The organism is Lysinibacillus macroides, assembly GCF_001281525.1.
Lineage (GTDB): Bacteria > Bacillota > Bacilli > Bacillales_A > Planococcaceae > Lysinibacillus > Lysinibacillus macroides.
In genome coordinates this window covers 195,797-211,967 of sequence record NZ_LGCI01000014.1, presented here as the reverse complement: position 1 = coordinate 211,967, position 16,171 = coordinate 195,797, and the positions used below count along the sequence as shown (strand labels likewise).

Here is a 16,171-nt window from a genome sequence, read left to right as displayed (position 1 = left end):
TAAAACATCTTTATTGTACATGGATGGCGACTCACAACACAAATTATAAGTAGAAACATCCTTATTTTTAGTCTCCACTGTAAAAACTTTATATTATTTTAGCAAATGCTTTGACATTTACTCAAAAATCATGTAAATTACCAAATGACGAACAATTTAAATTAATTATTAAAAAATATTCGTATTTTAGGAGTGTATATAATGGATAATGTATTTGACTACGAGGATATTCAACTAATTCCGGCAAAATGTATTGTAGAAAGTCGCTCAGAATGTGATACTTCTGTTACTTTAGGAGGGCATAAATTCAAGCTTCCTGTAGTACCTGCAAATATGCAAACCATCATTGATGAAAATCTTGCTACGAAGTTAGCTGAAAACGGTTACTTTTATATTATGCATCGCTTCCAGCCAGAAACACGTATAGGCTTTATACGAGATATGCAAAGCCGTGGCTTCATCGCCTCAATTAGTGTCGGTGTAAAAGAAGATGAATATGCATTTATTGAAGAATTAGCAGCCACTCATTTAGTACCTGAATTTATTACAATCGATATTGCACACGGTCATTCAAATGCTGTTATTCGTATGATTCAGCATATTAAAAAACACTTACCAACTAGCTTTGTCATTGCTGGTAACGTTGGAACACCAGAAGCAGTACGTGAACTTGAAAATGCAGGTGCAGATGCAACAAAAGTTGGGATTGGACCAGGTAAAGTATGTATTACTAAAATCAAAACAGGCTTCGGTACAGGCGGCTGGCAACTAGCTGCATTACGTTGGTGTGCAAAGGCTGCTACAAAGCCTATTATTGCTGATGGTGGTATTCGTACACATGGAGATATCGCAAAATCTGTACGCTTTGGCGCATCAATGGTGATGATCGGTTCTCTATTTGCAGGTCATGAAGAATCACCTGGTGAAACGATTGAAATCGATGGTAAAGTTGTAAAAGAATACTTCGGCTCTGCTTCTGAATTCCAAAAAGGTGAACGTAAAAATGTTGAAGGGAAGAAAATGTATGTAGAGCATAAAGGTCGCATTCAAGACACCCTAATTGAAATGCAACAAGACTTACAATCGTCTATTTCTTATGCAGGTGGTACAAAGTTAGAAGCTATTCGAAATGTTGATTATGTTATTGTGAAAAACTCCATCTTCAATGGAGATAAAGTGTACTAATAAATTGTAACCCCAACTAAGAGTATTACTGCTCTTAGCTGGGGCTTTTTCATTTCTTTTATAACTTTATAAACATTATGGCTATAATGTATTCCAAAATCCCTTATTATATTATCAGAATTTTCTATTTTGTTGGAAATATATATATTATAATAGAACTATCATGCATGTAACAGAGGAACGGAGGTTTTATCTATGATTAAATCAGTGCGTATTAAGCTTGTTAGCCTTGCTATTATTGTTATTTTAATAGCCACTGTACTAGTTGGCACAGTCAATTATTTTATCGCAAAAGGCGAAATGGATGAGGTAGGTCGACAAAGTCTTAAAAACGGCACACTCAGTATACTTGAATTGATTGAACAGCTAGATAGTCAGGTTCAAGAGGGAATCATAACATTAGCAGAGGCTCAAGAAAGGGCCAGAACACAGATTGTTGGTAAAAAAATTGAAGATAATAAACGCTCCATTGATAATCCAGTAAAGTATGGTGAAAACTTCTATTTCTATGTTTTTAAAGAGGATGGTATGGTAGAATCACACCCATCGCTAGACGGGCAAAATATTTCCGATTTACAAACAGAGGATGGACGCTATTTTGTACGAGAAATGATCGAAGAAGCAAAGGCTGGTGGTGGCTATGTTCGTTATGATTGGGCACTACCCACAAACCCTGATGTAGTAGCCCCGAAAATTACGTATGTGGAGATGGACGAGCATTGGGGTTGGATTATCGCCGCTGGTACATATGAAATGGACTTTAATGCGGGCACTAAAAAAGTTTTATATTACACACTCGGTATGACGCTTCTTGCCACAACAATTGGTATGGCACTTTTTTGGTTCTTCTCAGGTCGTATGACGGCTTATATACGTAAAATTATGGTAATGACATCGGATATTGCACAAGGTAAATTAACAGGCGAGAACATTCCTGTTACAACACAAGATGAACTAGGAATACTGGCTAATAACGTCAATAATATGAAACAAAGCTTACATGAAATGGTCAATAATACAAAGAGTAGTGCCACTCAAATGAGAGTCTCCTCAGAGGTACTAAGCGCTATTACAGAGGAAACAACAGCTTCTGCTGAAGAAATCCATCAAGCCATCAATGATATATCAAAGGGAGCTGTCATCCAAGCAGAAGAAGCTGAAATGGCTATTAGTAAAGTAGAAACACTATCAGTACTTATTTCCAATGCGACTGACAAATATAGCGAAATTACAAAAAATATGAATATTATCAATCAATCACAAGAAAATGGTAGACAAAAAGTAGATATTTTACTACAAAACTCAACTGAATATACGCAAGTGATCGAGGAGTTACGCGCAAACTTTTCAAGCTTAACAAATCAAATGAAGGAGATTCATCAAGTTGTCCAAACAATTTCATCAATCTCTGAACAAACCAATTTATTAGCATTAAATGCAAGTATAGAAGCTGCACGTGCTGGGGAGCATGGCAAAGGCTTTGCTGTCGTTGCAGAGGAAGTACGCCATCTCTCTGAGAATACAAATGAAGCTACTAATCGTGTTAGAAATTTATTGCAGCGTATTGAGGTCGATACGGCTAGTTCAGATGAAAAAATGATACACACGCTTCAGCTTTCAGAACATCAGGCACTGTCAATTACTGAAGTAAAAGGAGCCTTTACGTTTTTAGCTGATTCCATTCAGGATATTACAGTACATCTGGTTTCACTCGATAAAGGGATGAATGAAATGGACGAAAACCGTGCAATCGTAATCAAGGCTATTAATGAGATAGCTAGTGTTGCTACAGAATCCGCTGCGGCAACTGAACAAATTAATGCCTCCATTGACGAGCAAAAATCGGCTATAACATCCATCATGCACTCCTCCACGGAGCTTCATACAGAGGCAGAACGCATGCATGACTTAGTAGAACGCTTTACATGACATAAAAAAGAATGCTACACATTGTCTGTAGCATTCTTTTTATTTTTGTTATTTTCCGACAGAAGACTCCCACTTTAAAGAACGTGAAGGAGATAGCCCTGTGAGTAAGTGGAAGATGAATGTCCGTAGGCGTTAGCCTAAATTTCTGCTCAATTAGAACGTATGTGCTGCAATGAACCTGTCCAGATTGTTCTTTGAAAATTGAAGATATGAGGTGGTAACAGGAAAGTTCGTCTGTTACGTAAAATCTTCAATATTCTATCGCTCTGTCTAGCCGAAAAGCAAAAACCAAGCAGTACGCTAGACATCTGAATCCAACGTACAATCATTGCAAGTTTTCCACCGTAGGACTACAGGTAAAGCCTGCTAATATAGCTAGTCGTTGGTCTAGTATTCGCAGGAATCCCACACTTCTACAAGTGGGTAGTTCAAAGTTTGTTAATGAGTGCGTAAAGTGTTTCCTTTAATTCTGCATCATGTTCAGAAAGGCCTACAAGGTTTCCTAGACGTTCACGTAATACAGGGCGCTCAATTACTAGCTTTTCATCAAGCACTTGTACAAGTAGTTCAATAATAAGACGATCACGGACATTTAATGCTTCTTCTAAACGTTCTGGTGTAATTTTCGCATCAGATTTCGCAGATTTTGCCATTTTAAAAACCCCTTTTAAATTTTATATTCATGCATATCTATTTTAGCATACCAGTAAATTATTTTGAAAATTTTCTTTTACCAATTATACATTTGCGTAATAGCTTATGGATTTTTCGAGCATGCAGGGGAAAAGTTTATGATATATGTCTGGGCTTTTCTCTTGATTTTCATAGGCGTCGAAAGCATACACCCATCTCACCACCTAGCGAAGTAGAAGCCTAGTTCTGAATCAAAGCGAAAAATAAACTAAAACTTTACAAAAGGGAAAACAGAAGTTTACAGTAAATTGTTATATTTATATCATAATGTCATATAATGAACTGGAAATATTTCTAACAATGAACGGGAGGAATTGTATGCATCAAAAAAATTCAACATATTTACAGCTTATAAAGGCTATTCCAAAGTCTCTACAACTTTTTCTCAATGCCTGTCTTATCCTATTAGCCCTTATCCTGTCCTTTTTGCTATTTAAAGAGCTTATAGAATTTCTGAAAATCTTAATATTTTCTAAGGAAGAGGGCGATTATAAGCTATTCCTTGCTAATATTCTTATTTTCTTTTTGTATTTTGAATTTATCACAATGATTATTAAATATTTTAAAGAGAATTATCATTTTCCGCTTCGCTATTTTATCTATATCGGTATTACAGCCATGGTTCGTTTAATTATTGTTGAACACGATCATCCTCTTAACACTTTAATGTATTCTTTGATTATTCTTATACTGATCATCAGTTACTTTATTATTAATATCACACCGCTTGAAAGACCCACACGTTCATCGCTTTTTATAAAAAAAGAGCATTAAATGAATTGCTCCTATTTTGCAACCGCTCTTTTGTTAGCGTTAAGCTCCTACAACAATATTTACAAATGTTAAAAAATCCTGTTCCTTTATATAGGCCTCACTCGTTCCCCTCCATTTTCGAAGCTTGGCATATCGTTTAAAAATATTTTATATTCATTTTCATACCCCACAATAACATATATTACCACTATAATTGAATAAGCTTAAAATTTAATGATCGAGGAGGCATCCATCAATGACTTTAATGGATATTTATATTGATGAAGTAACGAAAAGACTCCATAAAAATAAGCGTGAAGAAGTAAGGCTTGAGTTAAAGGCTAGCATTGAAGCTATGCTACCACAGGAATATTCAGAAGCAGAGGTGAAGGCAGCACTAAAAAAGCTTGGAAGCCCTGTAGAGGTTGCTGCAAGCTATCAGAAGATACCTCGTTTTTTTATGAGCGTCAACGTTTATGACCAATATATAAGAACATTGAAACTCGCTATACCTTGGGCCATTTTTATTACAATTGTTGTTCAAATTATCGAGAAGGTTATGCTTTATACAGGAAATGAGGCGCTCCTTTCTGCAGTTATTTCAGCCTTTACCATGACCATTATCGCTATTTTTTCTGTGTTATTTCATGTATTGTTTTGGATTACAGTTATTTTTCTTGTGATTGACCGATTTGGCAAGGACACTATTCAATTGCCCTTTATCCCAAATACGAAGCAATGGACACCTGAGGATTTAGCAGACATTAAAATTATTCCTAAAGAAAAGGTTATTTCTTTAAGTGAAGCTATTTTCAGCCTTATAGGAATCGCTATTTTTTCTTTTGTTTATTGGAATGCCAATCGTCTATTAGGCATTTATACTACGAATGATAATGGCAGCTTAAAATATGTTATGCCCATCTTCAATCAACATGTTTTGTTCCTATTTGCTCCAATCATTTTATGCTGTATCCTCTTAAGTCTTATTTTAGTATTTTTAAAATGGCGTACAGGTCAATGGACAATGCCCATTGCCATCATGAATGCACTGCTTCAAATTCTAGGAACCATTGTTTTTATCCTAATAGCCATTCACCCTGATATCCTTCATAGTGCCGCTATTCCTTACATTGCAGCTATTATCGAAACGACTTCAGCAAAAGTGACTTTTACCATAGATAAAATTTTACTTGTTAGTATTATTATTACCGTTTTAGCCAATGCATTTGATATTTATCAAGGGTTTAAAAAAGCAAAAAGTTAAATTCCCTATACTTTTAGATCATCAAAATACCCTTACTCACTAATGTTTTGTATAATAATAGAATTAATAATAATTGAGATGCATGCCAAATCAATCAGAGTAAGGGGAAATAACTATGACCATTCTTCTAGTAGATGACAATCAAGTCAATTTGTTTGTCATTGAAAAAATACTAAAAAGCGCAGGTTATACAAACTGTGTTTCTTTGGCATCCGCCTATGAGCTATTTGATTATTTACGTTTAGATACACAAAATACAGTAGATTTAATTTTATTAGATATTATGATGCCAGAAATTGATGGGATTGAAGCCTGTAAACGTATTCAGCAAAACGAAAGATTAAAAGATATTCCAATTATATTTGTTACAGCACTTGAGGATAAAAGTAAACTAGCTGAAGCATTAGATATTGGTGGCGTAGATTACATTACAAAACCGATTAATAAAACAGAGCTGCTTGCTAGAATTCGAGTTGCCCTACGGTTAAAGACAGAATTAGATTGGCACAAACAGCATGAAAAGAAAATAACCTATGAACTCGATTTAGCTACCCATGTACAGAGAAGCTTACTGAGTCCTCCATTAGATGAAAAGGATATTCGCATTGGCGTTTCCTATCTACCATGCTCTAATTTAGCAGGGGATATGTATTATTGGCATAAAATAGACGATCATCGCTATGCCATTATTTTATTAGATATGATGGGACATGGTATATCTGCAGCACTTGTTTGTATGTTTATTTCCTCTGTACTAAGAGAGGCTGTGAAACAATTAAATGATCCGGAGCTTGTTATTAAGGATCTGAATCGCTATATGACCCTTTTACAAGACGGAAAAGACAATAATCTCCATTATTTCACAGCGATTTATTTAGTCATTAATACAAAGGAAAAAACAGTTGAATACATAAATGCTGGACATCCTGCTGGGTACGCACTCATTGATGAAAAAACATGTATACCATTAAACCAAGGTAGCTGTGCTGTCGGCTTTTTTGATGAAATTGATGTGTCCAAGCAATTTATTCAATATGAGCAAGATATTCAAATTGTTTTGTTTACAGATGGTGTTTTAGAAGCAATGGGCCCCTGTGAAATAGAGGCAGAGCAACATTTGCAGGCGCTTACATCCACTAAATGGGAATACTCACAAAATCTAATTGATAATTTATTGCCAAAGGACAAACAAAAAAATCAGCCTGATGATATGTGTGTAGTAATGATTCAAGCAAATGCAAGCTCTTAAATGGAAAAAAACCGCACCTTCAATTGTTAGATAGTATCTAACAATTGGGGCGCAGTTTAAAGTAAAGTAGATTTTTATGATCAATGCTTTTTTTGATAAATTCTCTCGTTACATGCAATTTCTGCATAGTTTGAAATAACCTCTTCAAATCGCAATGTTTCTTTATCCCCCAAGCATAAAAACCCCTGATCACTTAAGCTTTCATAAAGCAACTGATGCACATAACTTTGTAGCTGAGGTGAAAAATAAATCAACACATTTCTACATAAAATAACATGAAATTCATTAAATGATTGATCTGTGACTAAATTGTGCTGAGCAAAAATAATATTTTTCAGTAAAGTAGGGTGGAAGTAGGCATATTGATAATCAGTCTTATAGTATTCTGAAAAAGCATGCGCCCCTCCAGCCAGCATGTAGTTTTTCGTATACGCCTGCATTTTATGGATTGGAAAGATGCCCTTTTTTGCCTTTTCTAAAACTTGCTCATTCATATCCGTTGCATAAATCATAGCCCTCTCCATAAGCCCTTCTTCTTGAAGCAAAATAGCCATTGAGTATACTTCCTCACCTGTTGCACAGCCAGCGTGCCATATCCGGATTTCTGGATAGTCTCGTAAAGACGGGATTACCTTTTCGCGAAAGGTTTTAAAAAAGCTAGGATTGCGAAACATTTCCGTAACATTTATTGAAAAATCGTTTAAAAGCTGCTCTAAAAACGCTTTATCATGAATAACCTTTTCTAGTACACGAGAAATTGTTGGGATATTATTTATTTTCATCCTATTATAAATTCTTCGTGAAATGGAGGAACGATTATATTGTCGAAAATCAAAACCTGATAAACGATAAATAGCCTCTAGTAACAACTCAATCTCTAATTTTGTTTGCTTATCTAATTGTATTTTCTGCTCCAAAGGCTGCATTTGTTCCATGTGTATTAACTCCCTTTAGATACTAGCCATACTCTTAAAACCGATAATAATTGATCTAAATTTAATGGCTTACTAATATAGTCAGATGCACCAGCCTGCAATGCTTTATCACGATCATTTTTCATCGCCTTTGCAGTCAATGCGATAATTGGTAAATCTGTTTGTTTCATTTGTTGTCGAATAATGGTCATCGCCTCATAGCCATCCATAATTGGCATCATAATGTCCATAAGAATGAGGTCAACATTATGATTAGCCTGCATAATCTCTATACTTTCAAGCCCATCCTTGGCAACAAGAATATTCATTCCTCTTTTTTCAAGAGCTGTTTTTAATGCATAAATATTACGATGATCATCGTCCACAATTAAAATATTTTTCCCTTGAAAGACCTCTACTTCATGCTGAGAAACTTCTTCTTTTTCTTGTGGCTGTTCTTCTATTAATGCAACTTCCTCAACTGTAACCGCAACCTCATTCATAGCGAGCTTCTGACATTGCTCCTCTTCGATACCATTTGGTAAACTTGGAATCGTTAAGGTAAAGCTACTACCTTGCCCCTCTTCACTTTGTAGTGTAATCCAACCACCAAGTAATTTAGCAAACTCCTTACAAATCGATAAGCCTAATCCTGTACCACCATATTTCCGCACAGTAGCCCCGTCTGCTTGTTGGAATGATTCAAAGATAAGCTGATGCTTGTTCTTTGGAATGCCTATACCCGTATCTGACACTGTAATTTCTAGCCAATCAGCACTCACCTCTTGCATATTGCTTGTTAGCTGCTGCTGTGTAAGCTGCTGAATCGTTAAGGTTACTGAGCCACTTTCGGTAAACTTAAAGGCATTTGATAATAAATTCTTTAATATCTGATGGAATCTTTTTTCATCTGTATAGAATATATCCACAACGTCATTTGCTTTCGAAATCAAGAAAGCTAAATTTTTCTTTATCGCAACCGGTGCAAAGGTATGTTCCATTTGGGTAGGTATCTCGTTCATATTTACTTCATTAAAAATCATATCGAGCTTCCCTGCCTCAACCTTTGATAAATCCAAAATATCATTAATTAGTGCCAGCAGATCCTCACCAGAGGAATGAATAACCTTAGCGAATTCTGCTTCCTCGTCTGTTAAATTATTGTGGCTATTTTCTGCTAACATTTCCGATAAAATCAAAATACTATTTAAAGGTGTTCTTAATTCATGTGACATATTGGCTAAAAACTCAGATTTATAATTGGAATTTAAGATAAGCTGTTCCGCGGTTTCCTCTAATTCCTTCTTCGCCTTTTCTAATTCTTTGGACTTCGACTCTGCCTCTTTTGTTCGTTCTTCAAGCTGTTCATTAATGATTGTTAGCTCCTCTGTCTGCATTTGTAGCTCCTCAGACTGTGTTTGAAGCTCCTCTGATTGAACTTGTAATTCTTCAGTCATTGCTCTCGATTCGTTCAATAAACGCACTATTTCCATACGTCCTAAGACACTATTAATCGTTAATCCAAAGTTTTCAATAACCTGCTTCACCAATTCTTGCTGTAAATCATTAAAGCTAGTCATTGTTGCCAGTTCAACCACTGCAATTACTTCGCCTTCAAAAATAATTGGAACTAATAAAATATTTTGAGGCCTCATTTCTGCCAAACCTGTTCGAATTAAACGATAATTTTGCGGTATATTATCATAAAATAATATTCTTTTTTCTAAAGCACATTGGCCAATTAACCCCTGCCCTATTTTAAAGCTATTTATCCCAAGGAGATCATCTCCATCAGCAAAGGTAGCCTTTTTCACAAAAAGTACTTGATCCTCTATCTCCTCTCGGACGTAAAATGCACCAAGGGAAGCTTCTGTTTTTTGTGCCACCTCTGAGAGAAACGTCTCCGCCAATCCTGAAATCGCTGAAATACCTTGGTATTTCTTGACAATATCAGCAATATTTGTTTGCAGCCATTCTCTTTTTTCAACAGACTCTAATAATAGATTTGTTGCATCAGCAAGCTCATTCACTTCATCATTCGTCTTAACATGAATTCTTCTTTTGAAATTACCCTTTGTCACTGCAATTTCTTGGATTGTTTGCATTACCTCTGTGATCGTTTTCACAATAGACTGGGAAATTCCATTAGCTATAATAATAGAAATAGTAGAAATAACAATTAAAATACCAAATAAACCACTCGTTAACTGACTATTTTTCTTATCTAATTGATGAGCTTTGGCCTGTGTATAATTATTTTCAGCCGAGCGAAAAGACTCAAATAAATTACGCATTTTTTCTATGTCTTGGCGCCCATTATCTACTTTAAAAAATTCATTTAGTGCTGCTGTATCATTATCCTTTGTAAATTGAATCGTTGGATTACCTGAAGTTTCAATCCAATGCTCAATCGTCTCCTCTATCTCCTTTAGTTTTTCCCGCTGGGTTGGTTTCTCTTTTAATTGAAGATAAAGATCATTAAAATCAGTTTTCCAACTTTTAGCCGCATTATCATAAGGCTCCAGGTAACTTGGTTCACCCGTAATAATAAAGGCTCGCTGACTTGATTCCATATCTAATATATATTTCTCAATATTATTCGTAAGCTCCTGAACTTTTGCATCATATTTAATAATATAATTTCTTTCCTCCTGTAAAGAGGTAATTTGATGATTTAATATAATAATTGCTGCAAGTAAGCAAAGGATTATAACGATATAACCTAATGTAATCTTGGAGCGTATTCCTAATTTAAGTCTATTCAACATTTGGTTCTCCTACCTTTACATCTCAATCTATTCTTAATTACTAGTATACAATCAAAAAGAACAAATGTGTTGATTTCCGCTATGGCTCATCTATACCTCTCCTTAAAATTAGCTATATAAAGAGATATTACTTTGACAGGTAGAGTAATATTTGCTAGTATTACTCTGACAGATAGAGCAATAAACTAAAGCAGGTGACTTATGGTTCGAAGTGATATTATCCGAGGACACTTGGATGCAATTATTTTACGGCTAATTTCAGAAAAGGACCGCTATGGCTATGAAATTTCTCAGGAAATAAGTCTCCGTACAAACAATCGCTTTCAAATTAAGGAAGCAACATTGTATGCAGTTTTTCAGCGACTTGAGAAAAAGGATATTATTGAAGCCTATTATGGAGATGTTTCACATGGTGGTAAAAGAAAGTATTACCGCATTACTCCATTAGGTAAAGCCTATTTAAGTGAATTAGTAAAAGAGTGGTCGGCAGTAAAAGAAATTATCGACTTATTTATGGAGGGCTTAGAATGAAAAGAATAAAAAACCATATTGATGAGCTTTTTAAGGATATTCCGCATAACCACGAAACCGAAATGGTCAAACAAGAAATCATTGAAAATCTTGAAGAAAAAGTATTTTATTTGATGGAGCAAGGAAAAGAACAAGAGGATGCCATTCATAAAGCTATTGTAGAGTTTGGCGATATGGAGGATTTAAAAAAGGAGCTTGGTGTTAAAGAGCCTGCCAAAAAAAGCATGGCTAAATTAAATTTGGAGTTTTCTATTTGGGGCAGCGGTCTAATTATTGCAGTTTTTATTTTTATGAACCTGTATTACACACCTCACACAATTTGGGCGATCTATCCAATCTTTGCAATCCTTTGGTGGCCACTATCTATGTATTTCGTATGGTCACGCAAGAAATGGAGTGAATAACTATGAAAAACCTCATTAACTTTTCAATAGCAGGAAGTTTAATGACCATTATTTTTTTAGGCATCGTCAATTACATTACCTCTCCTCAAACATTATGGCTTATTTATCCCTGCTTATTGCTATTGCTATGGCCCATTACGTTAATTTTTATGGTAAAAAAAATGTATAAACAATATTCTCTCGTTTGTAGTGCGATGATTATCGCATTTCTTATCGTAGAAAACTATTTATATGCGCCACATCATCTATGGTTTGTTTATGCCATTTATCCGATTATTTGGTGGCCAATCCTGATGTACTTAGATGAAAAAGCTAAAACATTACAGGTAGCACTAATTGGCTGCGTATCCACGATTATTTATTATTCTTTATTAAATATGATTGTATCTCCTCAATATCCTTGGGTGATTTATCCTACATTTTTAGTGTCATGGTGGCCTCTAGCTTTATATCATGCACAACGAAAAACTTTTGTAGCATTTTCCGTAACAGCTACTTTACTAATTAGTATTTTTTTCATTATAGTAAACGTTGTTTCTTCACCAGGTGTTATATGGGCAGTCTACCCTATTTTTGTTACGTTATGGTGGCCTCTAAGTATGTACTTTTATGTGTATAAAAGAAGAATGTATCATGCTACTTTTATGAAACGCATGTAAAGAAGGTATGCTATGAAAACATTTAAAAAGTTCATTAAATATCTTGTCTTGATCATGACCTCCTTACTTTTATTGGCACTTATATTTCCAACATGGACATCATCTATAAAAGACATAAACAGCATCAGTACGCTAGAACAGGTAGAAATCAACGGTAGTGACCATGAAATCATGATACGGGGCCAAAACAAAAATAATCCTGTAATCCTCTTTGTCCATGGTGGACCAGGTTGCTCTGAAATACCCTACGCTAAAAAATATCAAGATTTATTGGAAACTGAATTTACAGTGGTAAATTATGATCAACGAGCTAGTGGGAAGTCCTATCATTTTTTTGAGGACTACTCAAATCTTTCATCTGATTTGCTTGTGGAGGATTTATTAGCACTGACTGACTATATTGCTAATCAGCTAAATAAAGAAAAAATCATCTTAATTGGTCATTCCTACGGTACATACATTGCCACACAAGCAGCTGCTAAAGCTCCTGAAAAATATGAGGCCTATGTAGGGATTGGACAAATGAGTAATACCATTGAAAGTGAGATGGACAGTTTACACTTTACGATCAAACAGGCTCAACTTAAGAATAACACAGAGGATGTTGCACATTTACAAAGATTAATGGAAGAAACCAGTAATGGTAAAACATTTACGCCTCGTCATTTAGTGAGCAAATATGGAGGGGCTACAAGACTCATTGATAATCCTGATGGAAATATGTTAGGGATGCTTTTTAGTACAGAATATAATTTGCTGGATATTATTCGCTATAACAAGGGTTTATCCTTATCCCAAGAAGTATTAGTAAAAGATGTCCTACAGCACCCACTTTCAGCTAAAGTCAATTCACTAGTCCTTCCCTTCTATTTTGTAATGGGGAACTATGATTATCAAACATCATCGAATAGTGCTAAAAAGTACTTCGACCAACTGGTTGCCACGAAAAAAGAATTCATAGCATATGAACAATCTGCTCACTACCCCCAATTCGAGGAAAAAGAGAGGTTTTTCGAATGGATGCATACGACTTTTAAAAAGTAAATATTTCTTGAAGTACTTCTACACTTGGTATCATTTATTTAATTAATATCACTAGCGTCGCATAAACAAAGTCTGAATTTTCAGTTTTGGTTTTTCCCGATTTTAATGAAAAATCGAAAACACTAAAACCGAGGTAGTAAACATCCATTTTTTTACTATAACCTTTGACGAGTGCAACAGAGACTAGAAAGCTTTATGGGACGCTATTTTCTTGGATTTTGCGTAACCAAATGTGTGCGGATTTCCATAAAGCAGCTTTTAAATACCGACTAATTTGTAAGTAGGTTCGCTTACTTTTCGTGTTCAACTGGGCCAGTACATTCAAACAGTATACAATCATCGCGATGTAAACTTGGTTATGCACAGCTTGCTCGCTCTGCCCGTAAAACTTTTTGATATTCAAATGTTGTTTCATCCATTTGAAAAACAATTCGATTGCCCAGCGTGATTTGTATAGTTCAGCGATTTCATCTGCACTTAAATCAAATCGATTCGTGAGTAATTGTAACTCGTTTCCTTTTGTATCCAGTACTTTTATCAAACGAAACACATTCTCAGGTCGATTTTGCGTCGTTCCGATGACGACCATTTCATCGGATAAAACCGGTGAATTTTCCGCTAACTCAAATGGTTCAATCAGGCGTATAACCGCATTTTTTCTCAAACGAGAGACGAAGAAGTAGCCTTCATCTGTCATGCGATCGAACCGTTCATAATCCAAATAGCCACGGTCAAACACATACATGCATTCTTTGTCATCAACGAGTACTTCAAGCTGACCGCGATCATGTTCAACCGCGTTTGTAAGCACCGCTTTGTCTGGATAGGAACAACCTTTTTCCATAAAGACAAGGCGCAAATGAAGTTTGATTCCAGATTTGGTTTTACGAAATTTTGCCCATCTATGATTATTCAGGTTCAATGGTAAAGTGCTTGAATCAATGATTTTCGGTGGAGTCGTCATTTTTCGTCTATTTTGAAAATCTGTCTTTTCATGAATTTGTGCAACTAAGTCTAGAAAAATCGTTTGAAAAAACTCAGTCGGAATTTGATTCAGTCGTCTACCTAATTGAGAGAAACTGATCGAATTGAGGTTCGTTGCGTTCTGCAATTCTTCCGAAAAGACACAATCACTTAATGCCCGCAAACTCTCCGTTTCGTGGAGTTGTGCAAATAGTAATAATCTCATAAATGAAGCCATATGAAGCTTCTTTGTATAGTAATTTAATCGGGAGGCTTTCACCAGTTCTTCAACTAAGTCAGTCGAAATAGGTGAAAACCATTGTTCAAATGATGTTTTTCGTGTAAACTTATCCATGCGATGTCCTTTATTTTGGATTTGGATAGGTACCTACCACCAAACCATTATAAAGGCTTTTTTTATGCGATTGATAAGTTACAGAAAATTCTAATTATAATAGTAGGCTTAATTATTTTAATGCGACGCTAGTGAATTGCTATATAATTTAATTATTAAATATTTTAACGGACGTGATTATATGGCAGAAAATCTAAACCATGTAGAAATTATTATGAAGGAAATGCTGGAAATACAGCAGAAGTCGAAAATGTTTGTAGATCTTTTATCTGAAGGAGAAGCGTTATCACAAAACCAATTAATTTTGCTTCTACAGCTAAAAATAAATAATGGGATGAAGGCAACCGAAATTGCTGAATTCTTCAGTGTCACTCCTGGAGCTGTGACCTCCATGTGCGATAAACTGGAAAAACTAGCGCTGATACAACGCATTAGAGAAAATAATGATCGTCGTGTCGTCAAAATGGCTTTAACAAATGCTGGTGACAAAAAGGTCCAAAATATTTTTTTAAAGTTTTCTCAGGATAAACTCACAGATATGGCAAGCATCTTACGTGAAGTCAATCAATTAATGAATAAAATTTTTTAGGATTTCAACAAATTGAAATCCTTTTTTTATTGCTTCAATTTTAAGCAATATTTTTATTATTGACAAAGAGGAGTTACCTATAATTTAATTAATATATATTTTAATTATTAAAATATATATTAATTAAATTAAATTGAGGTGAATTTTATGTTTCAACAACTGCGTACGCTAACACTTACAAATGGCCGTATTAAACATTTGGATGTTGAGTATGAGCAATTAAATATTCGAGGAGCTGTAGCGTTACATCAAGAAGTTCGCATGAAAAAGGTGTCTACACATGGTCATAGCTCCTTTTATTTTCCTACTATTGTACAGGTATTTAACAGTACAGGCTCATGTACATTAAAGGATTATTGTGAAATCGATGAACTGACAAATGCCGGTAACATTAAAATAAGCAATGGTTGTGTCCAAAAGATCACTAGTTCTGGGAGATTAATGATTGAAGGAAAATTACAGTGCGAACATTTCGAGGCTCTTGGTATAGTGAAAGCCGCACAATTAGTGGCTAATCATTTTCATTTGAAATTATCAGGAGAAAGTAAAATTGACAGGCTACTAGCTGAAAACGTGGTGATAGAAAAGGATAAAGTGACACTTCTTCCCCTATTTAAGAAAAAGTTAATTTGTCACACGATCAGTGGAAAACAGTTAAAACTATCTTATACAAGTGCAGCGATTGTTGAAGGTGAAGTAGTTATAGTAGGAGAAAATTGTCTAATTGAGAGGCTTTATTATACAGATGAGTATTCAATCGCTTCAAACGCAGTAGTGCATCACATTATTCGGAGAGAAAAAGAATGACATTCCTAAAAATGCTACAAGCTTTTTTTTGCTCACTAGCTTTTATTGTATTGGCCGTTCTTTA

At 35.1% G+C, this 16,171-nt stretch carries 15 protein-coding genes; 11 read left to right on the top strand and 4 right to left on the bottom strand.

Features of this window, described 5'->3' with window-relative positions; all coding sequences use genetic code 11:
* Positions 1-201: 201 nt before the first annotated feature.
* Both guaC and ADM90_RS22895 read left to right on the top strand, forming a co-directional pair.
* Positions 202-1,185 carry a GMP reductase gene (gene guaC, locus ADM90_RS22900; protein WP_053997161.1) on the top strand — a complete coding sequence of 328 codons (984 nt, stop codon included), beginning with the start codon at positions 202-204 and terminating at the stop codon, positions 1,183-1,185.
* 195 nt (positions 1,186-1,380) lie between these two features.
* Positions 1,381-3,114, top strand: coding sequence for a methyl-accepting chemotaxis protein (locus ADM90_RS22895; RefSeq protein ID WP_200908586.1), 1,734 nt, complete (start codon positions 1,381-1,383; stop codon positions 3,112-3,114).
* 428 nt (positions 3,115-3,542) lie between these two features.
* On the opposite strand, the gene ADM90_RS22890 is transcribed toward ADM90_RS22895, so the two are convergent.
* Positions 3,543-3,767, bottom strand: a complete 225-nt coding sequence (locus tag ADM90_RS22890; RefSeq protein WP_053997160.1) for a hypothetical protein — start codon at positions 3,765-3,767, stop codon at positions 3,543-3,545.
* Positions 3,768-4,125: 358 nt separating this feature from the next.
* On the opposite strand from ADM90_RS22890, the gene psiE reads away from it, so the two are divergent.
* The 3 genes from psiE (at position 4,126) to ADM90_RS22875 (ending at position 7,073) form a co-directional block, all read left to right on the top strand.
* A complete protein-coding gene (gene psiE, locus ADM90_RS22885) occupies positions 4,126-4,581 on the top strand; it encodes a phosphate-starvation-inducible protein PsiE (protein ID WP_053997159.1) in 456 nt (151 codons plus the stop codon).
* Between the two features lie 235 nt (positions 4,582-4,816).
* The gene (locus ADM90_RS22880; RefSeq protein ID WP_053997158.1) at positions 4,817-5,824 is read left to right on the top strand and encodes a hypothetical protein; all 1,008 of its coding nucleotides are present in this window, start codon (positions 4,817-4,819) and stop codon (positions 5,822-5,824) included.
* Positions 5,825-5,939: 115 nt separating this feature from the next.
* Positions 5,940-7,073 carry a fused response regulator/phosphatase gene (locus ADM90_RS22875; protein ID WP_053997157.1) on the top strand — a complete coding sequence of 378 codons (1,134 nt, stop codon included), beginning with the start codon at positions 5,940-5,942 and terminating at the stop codon, positions 7,071-7,073.
* An 80-nt stretch (positions 7,074-7,153) separates the two neighbouring features.
* On the opposite strand, the gene ADM90_RS22870 is transcribed toward ADM90_RS22875, so the two are convergent.
* Positions 7,154-8,008: a CheR family methyltransferase gene (locus tag ADM90_RS22870; protein ID WP_053997156.1), complete on the bottom strand. Its 855-nt coding sequence runs from the start codon at positions 8,006-8,008 to the stop codon at positions 7,154-7,156.
* Between the two features lie 5 nt (positions 8,009-8,013).
* Positions 8,014-10,755: an ATP-binding protein gene (locus ADM90_RS22865; RefSeq protein ID WP_053997155.1), complete on the bottom strand. Its 2,742-nt coding sequence runs from the start codon at positions 10,753-10,755 to the stop codon at positions 8,014-8,016.
* Positions 10,756-10,956: 201 nt separating this feature from the next.
* Between ADM90_RS22865 and ADM90_RS22860 the strand changes: the two genes are divergently transcribed.
* The 4 genes from ADM90_RS22860 to ADM90_RS22845 are packed head-to-tail and all read left to right on the top strand — an operon-like array spanning position 10,957 to position 13,393.
* Positions 10,957-11,286, top strand: coding sequence for a PadR family transcriptional regulator (locus ADM90_RS22860; RefSeq protein WP_053997154.1), 330 nt, complete (start codon positions 10,957-10,959; stop codon positions 11,284-11,286).
* Positions 11,283-11,690: a permease prefix domain 1-containing protein gene (locus tag ADM90_RS22855; RefSeq protein ID WP_053997153.1), complete on the top strand. Its 408-nt coding sequence runs from the start codon at positions 11,283-11,285 to the stop codon at positions 11,688-11,690. Before ADM90_RS22860 ends, ADM90_RS22855 begins: the two co-directional genes overlap by 4 nt.
* 2 nt (positions 11,691-11,692) lie before the next feature.
* A complete protein-coding gene (locus ADM90_RS22850) occupies positions 11,693-12,349 on the top strand; it encodes a hypothetical protein (RefSeq protein WP_053997152.1) in 657 nt (218 codons plus the stop codon).
* A 12-nt stretch (positions 12,350-12,361) separates the two neighbouring features.
* Positions 12,362-13,393, top strand: coding sequence for an alpha/beta fold hydrolase (locus tag ADM90_RS22845; protein WP_053997151.1), 1,032 nt, complete (start codon positions 12,362-12,364; stop codon positions 13,391-13,393).
* A 193-nt stretch (positions 13,394-13,586) separates the two neighbouring features.
* Here the strand turns inward: ADM90_RS22845 and ADM90_RS22840 are convergent, their stop codons facing one another.
* Positions 13,587-14,711 carry an IS4 family transposase gene (locus ADM90_RS22840; RefSeq protein ID WP_053994015.1) on the bottom strand — a complete coding sequence of 375 codons (1,125 nt, stop codon included), beginning with the start codon at positions 14,709-14,711 and terminating at the stop codon, positions 13,587-13,589.
* Between the two features lie 181 nt (positions 14,712-14,892).
* Between ADM90_RS22840 and ADM90_RS22835 the strand changes: the two genes are divergently transcribed.
* Together ADM90_RS22835 and ADM90_RS22830 are read left to right on the top strand one after the other, a co-directional pair.
* Positions 14,893-15,300, top strand: coding sequence for a MarR family transcriptional regulator (locus ADM90_RS22835; RefSeq protein WP_053997150.1), 408 nt, complete (start codon positions 14,893-14,895; stop codon positions 15,298-15,300).
* Positions 15,301-15,447: 147 nt separating this feature from the next.
* Positions 15,448-16,107 (top strand): hypothetical protein, encoded by a 660-nt coding sequence (locus tag ADM90_RS22830; protein ID WP_053997149.1) that lies wholly within the window; start codon positions 15,448-15,450, stop codon positions 16,105-16,107.
* Positions 16,108-16,171 lie beyond the last annotated feature (64 nt).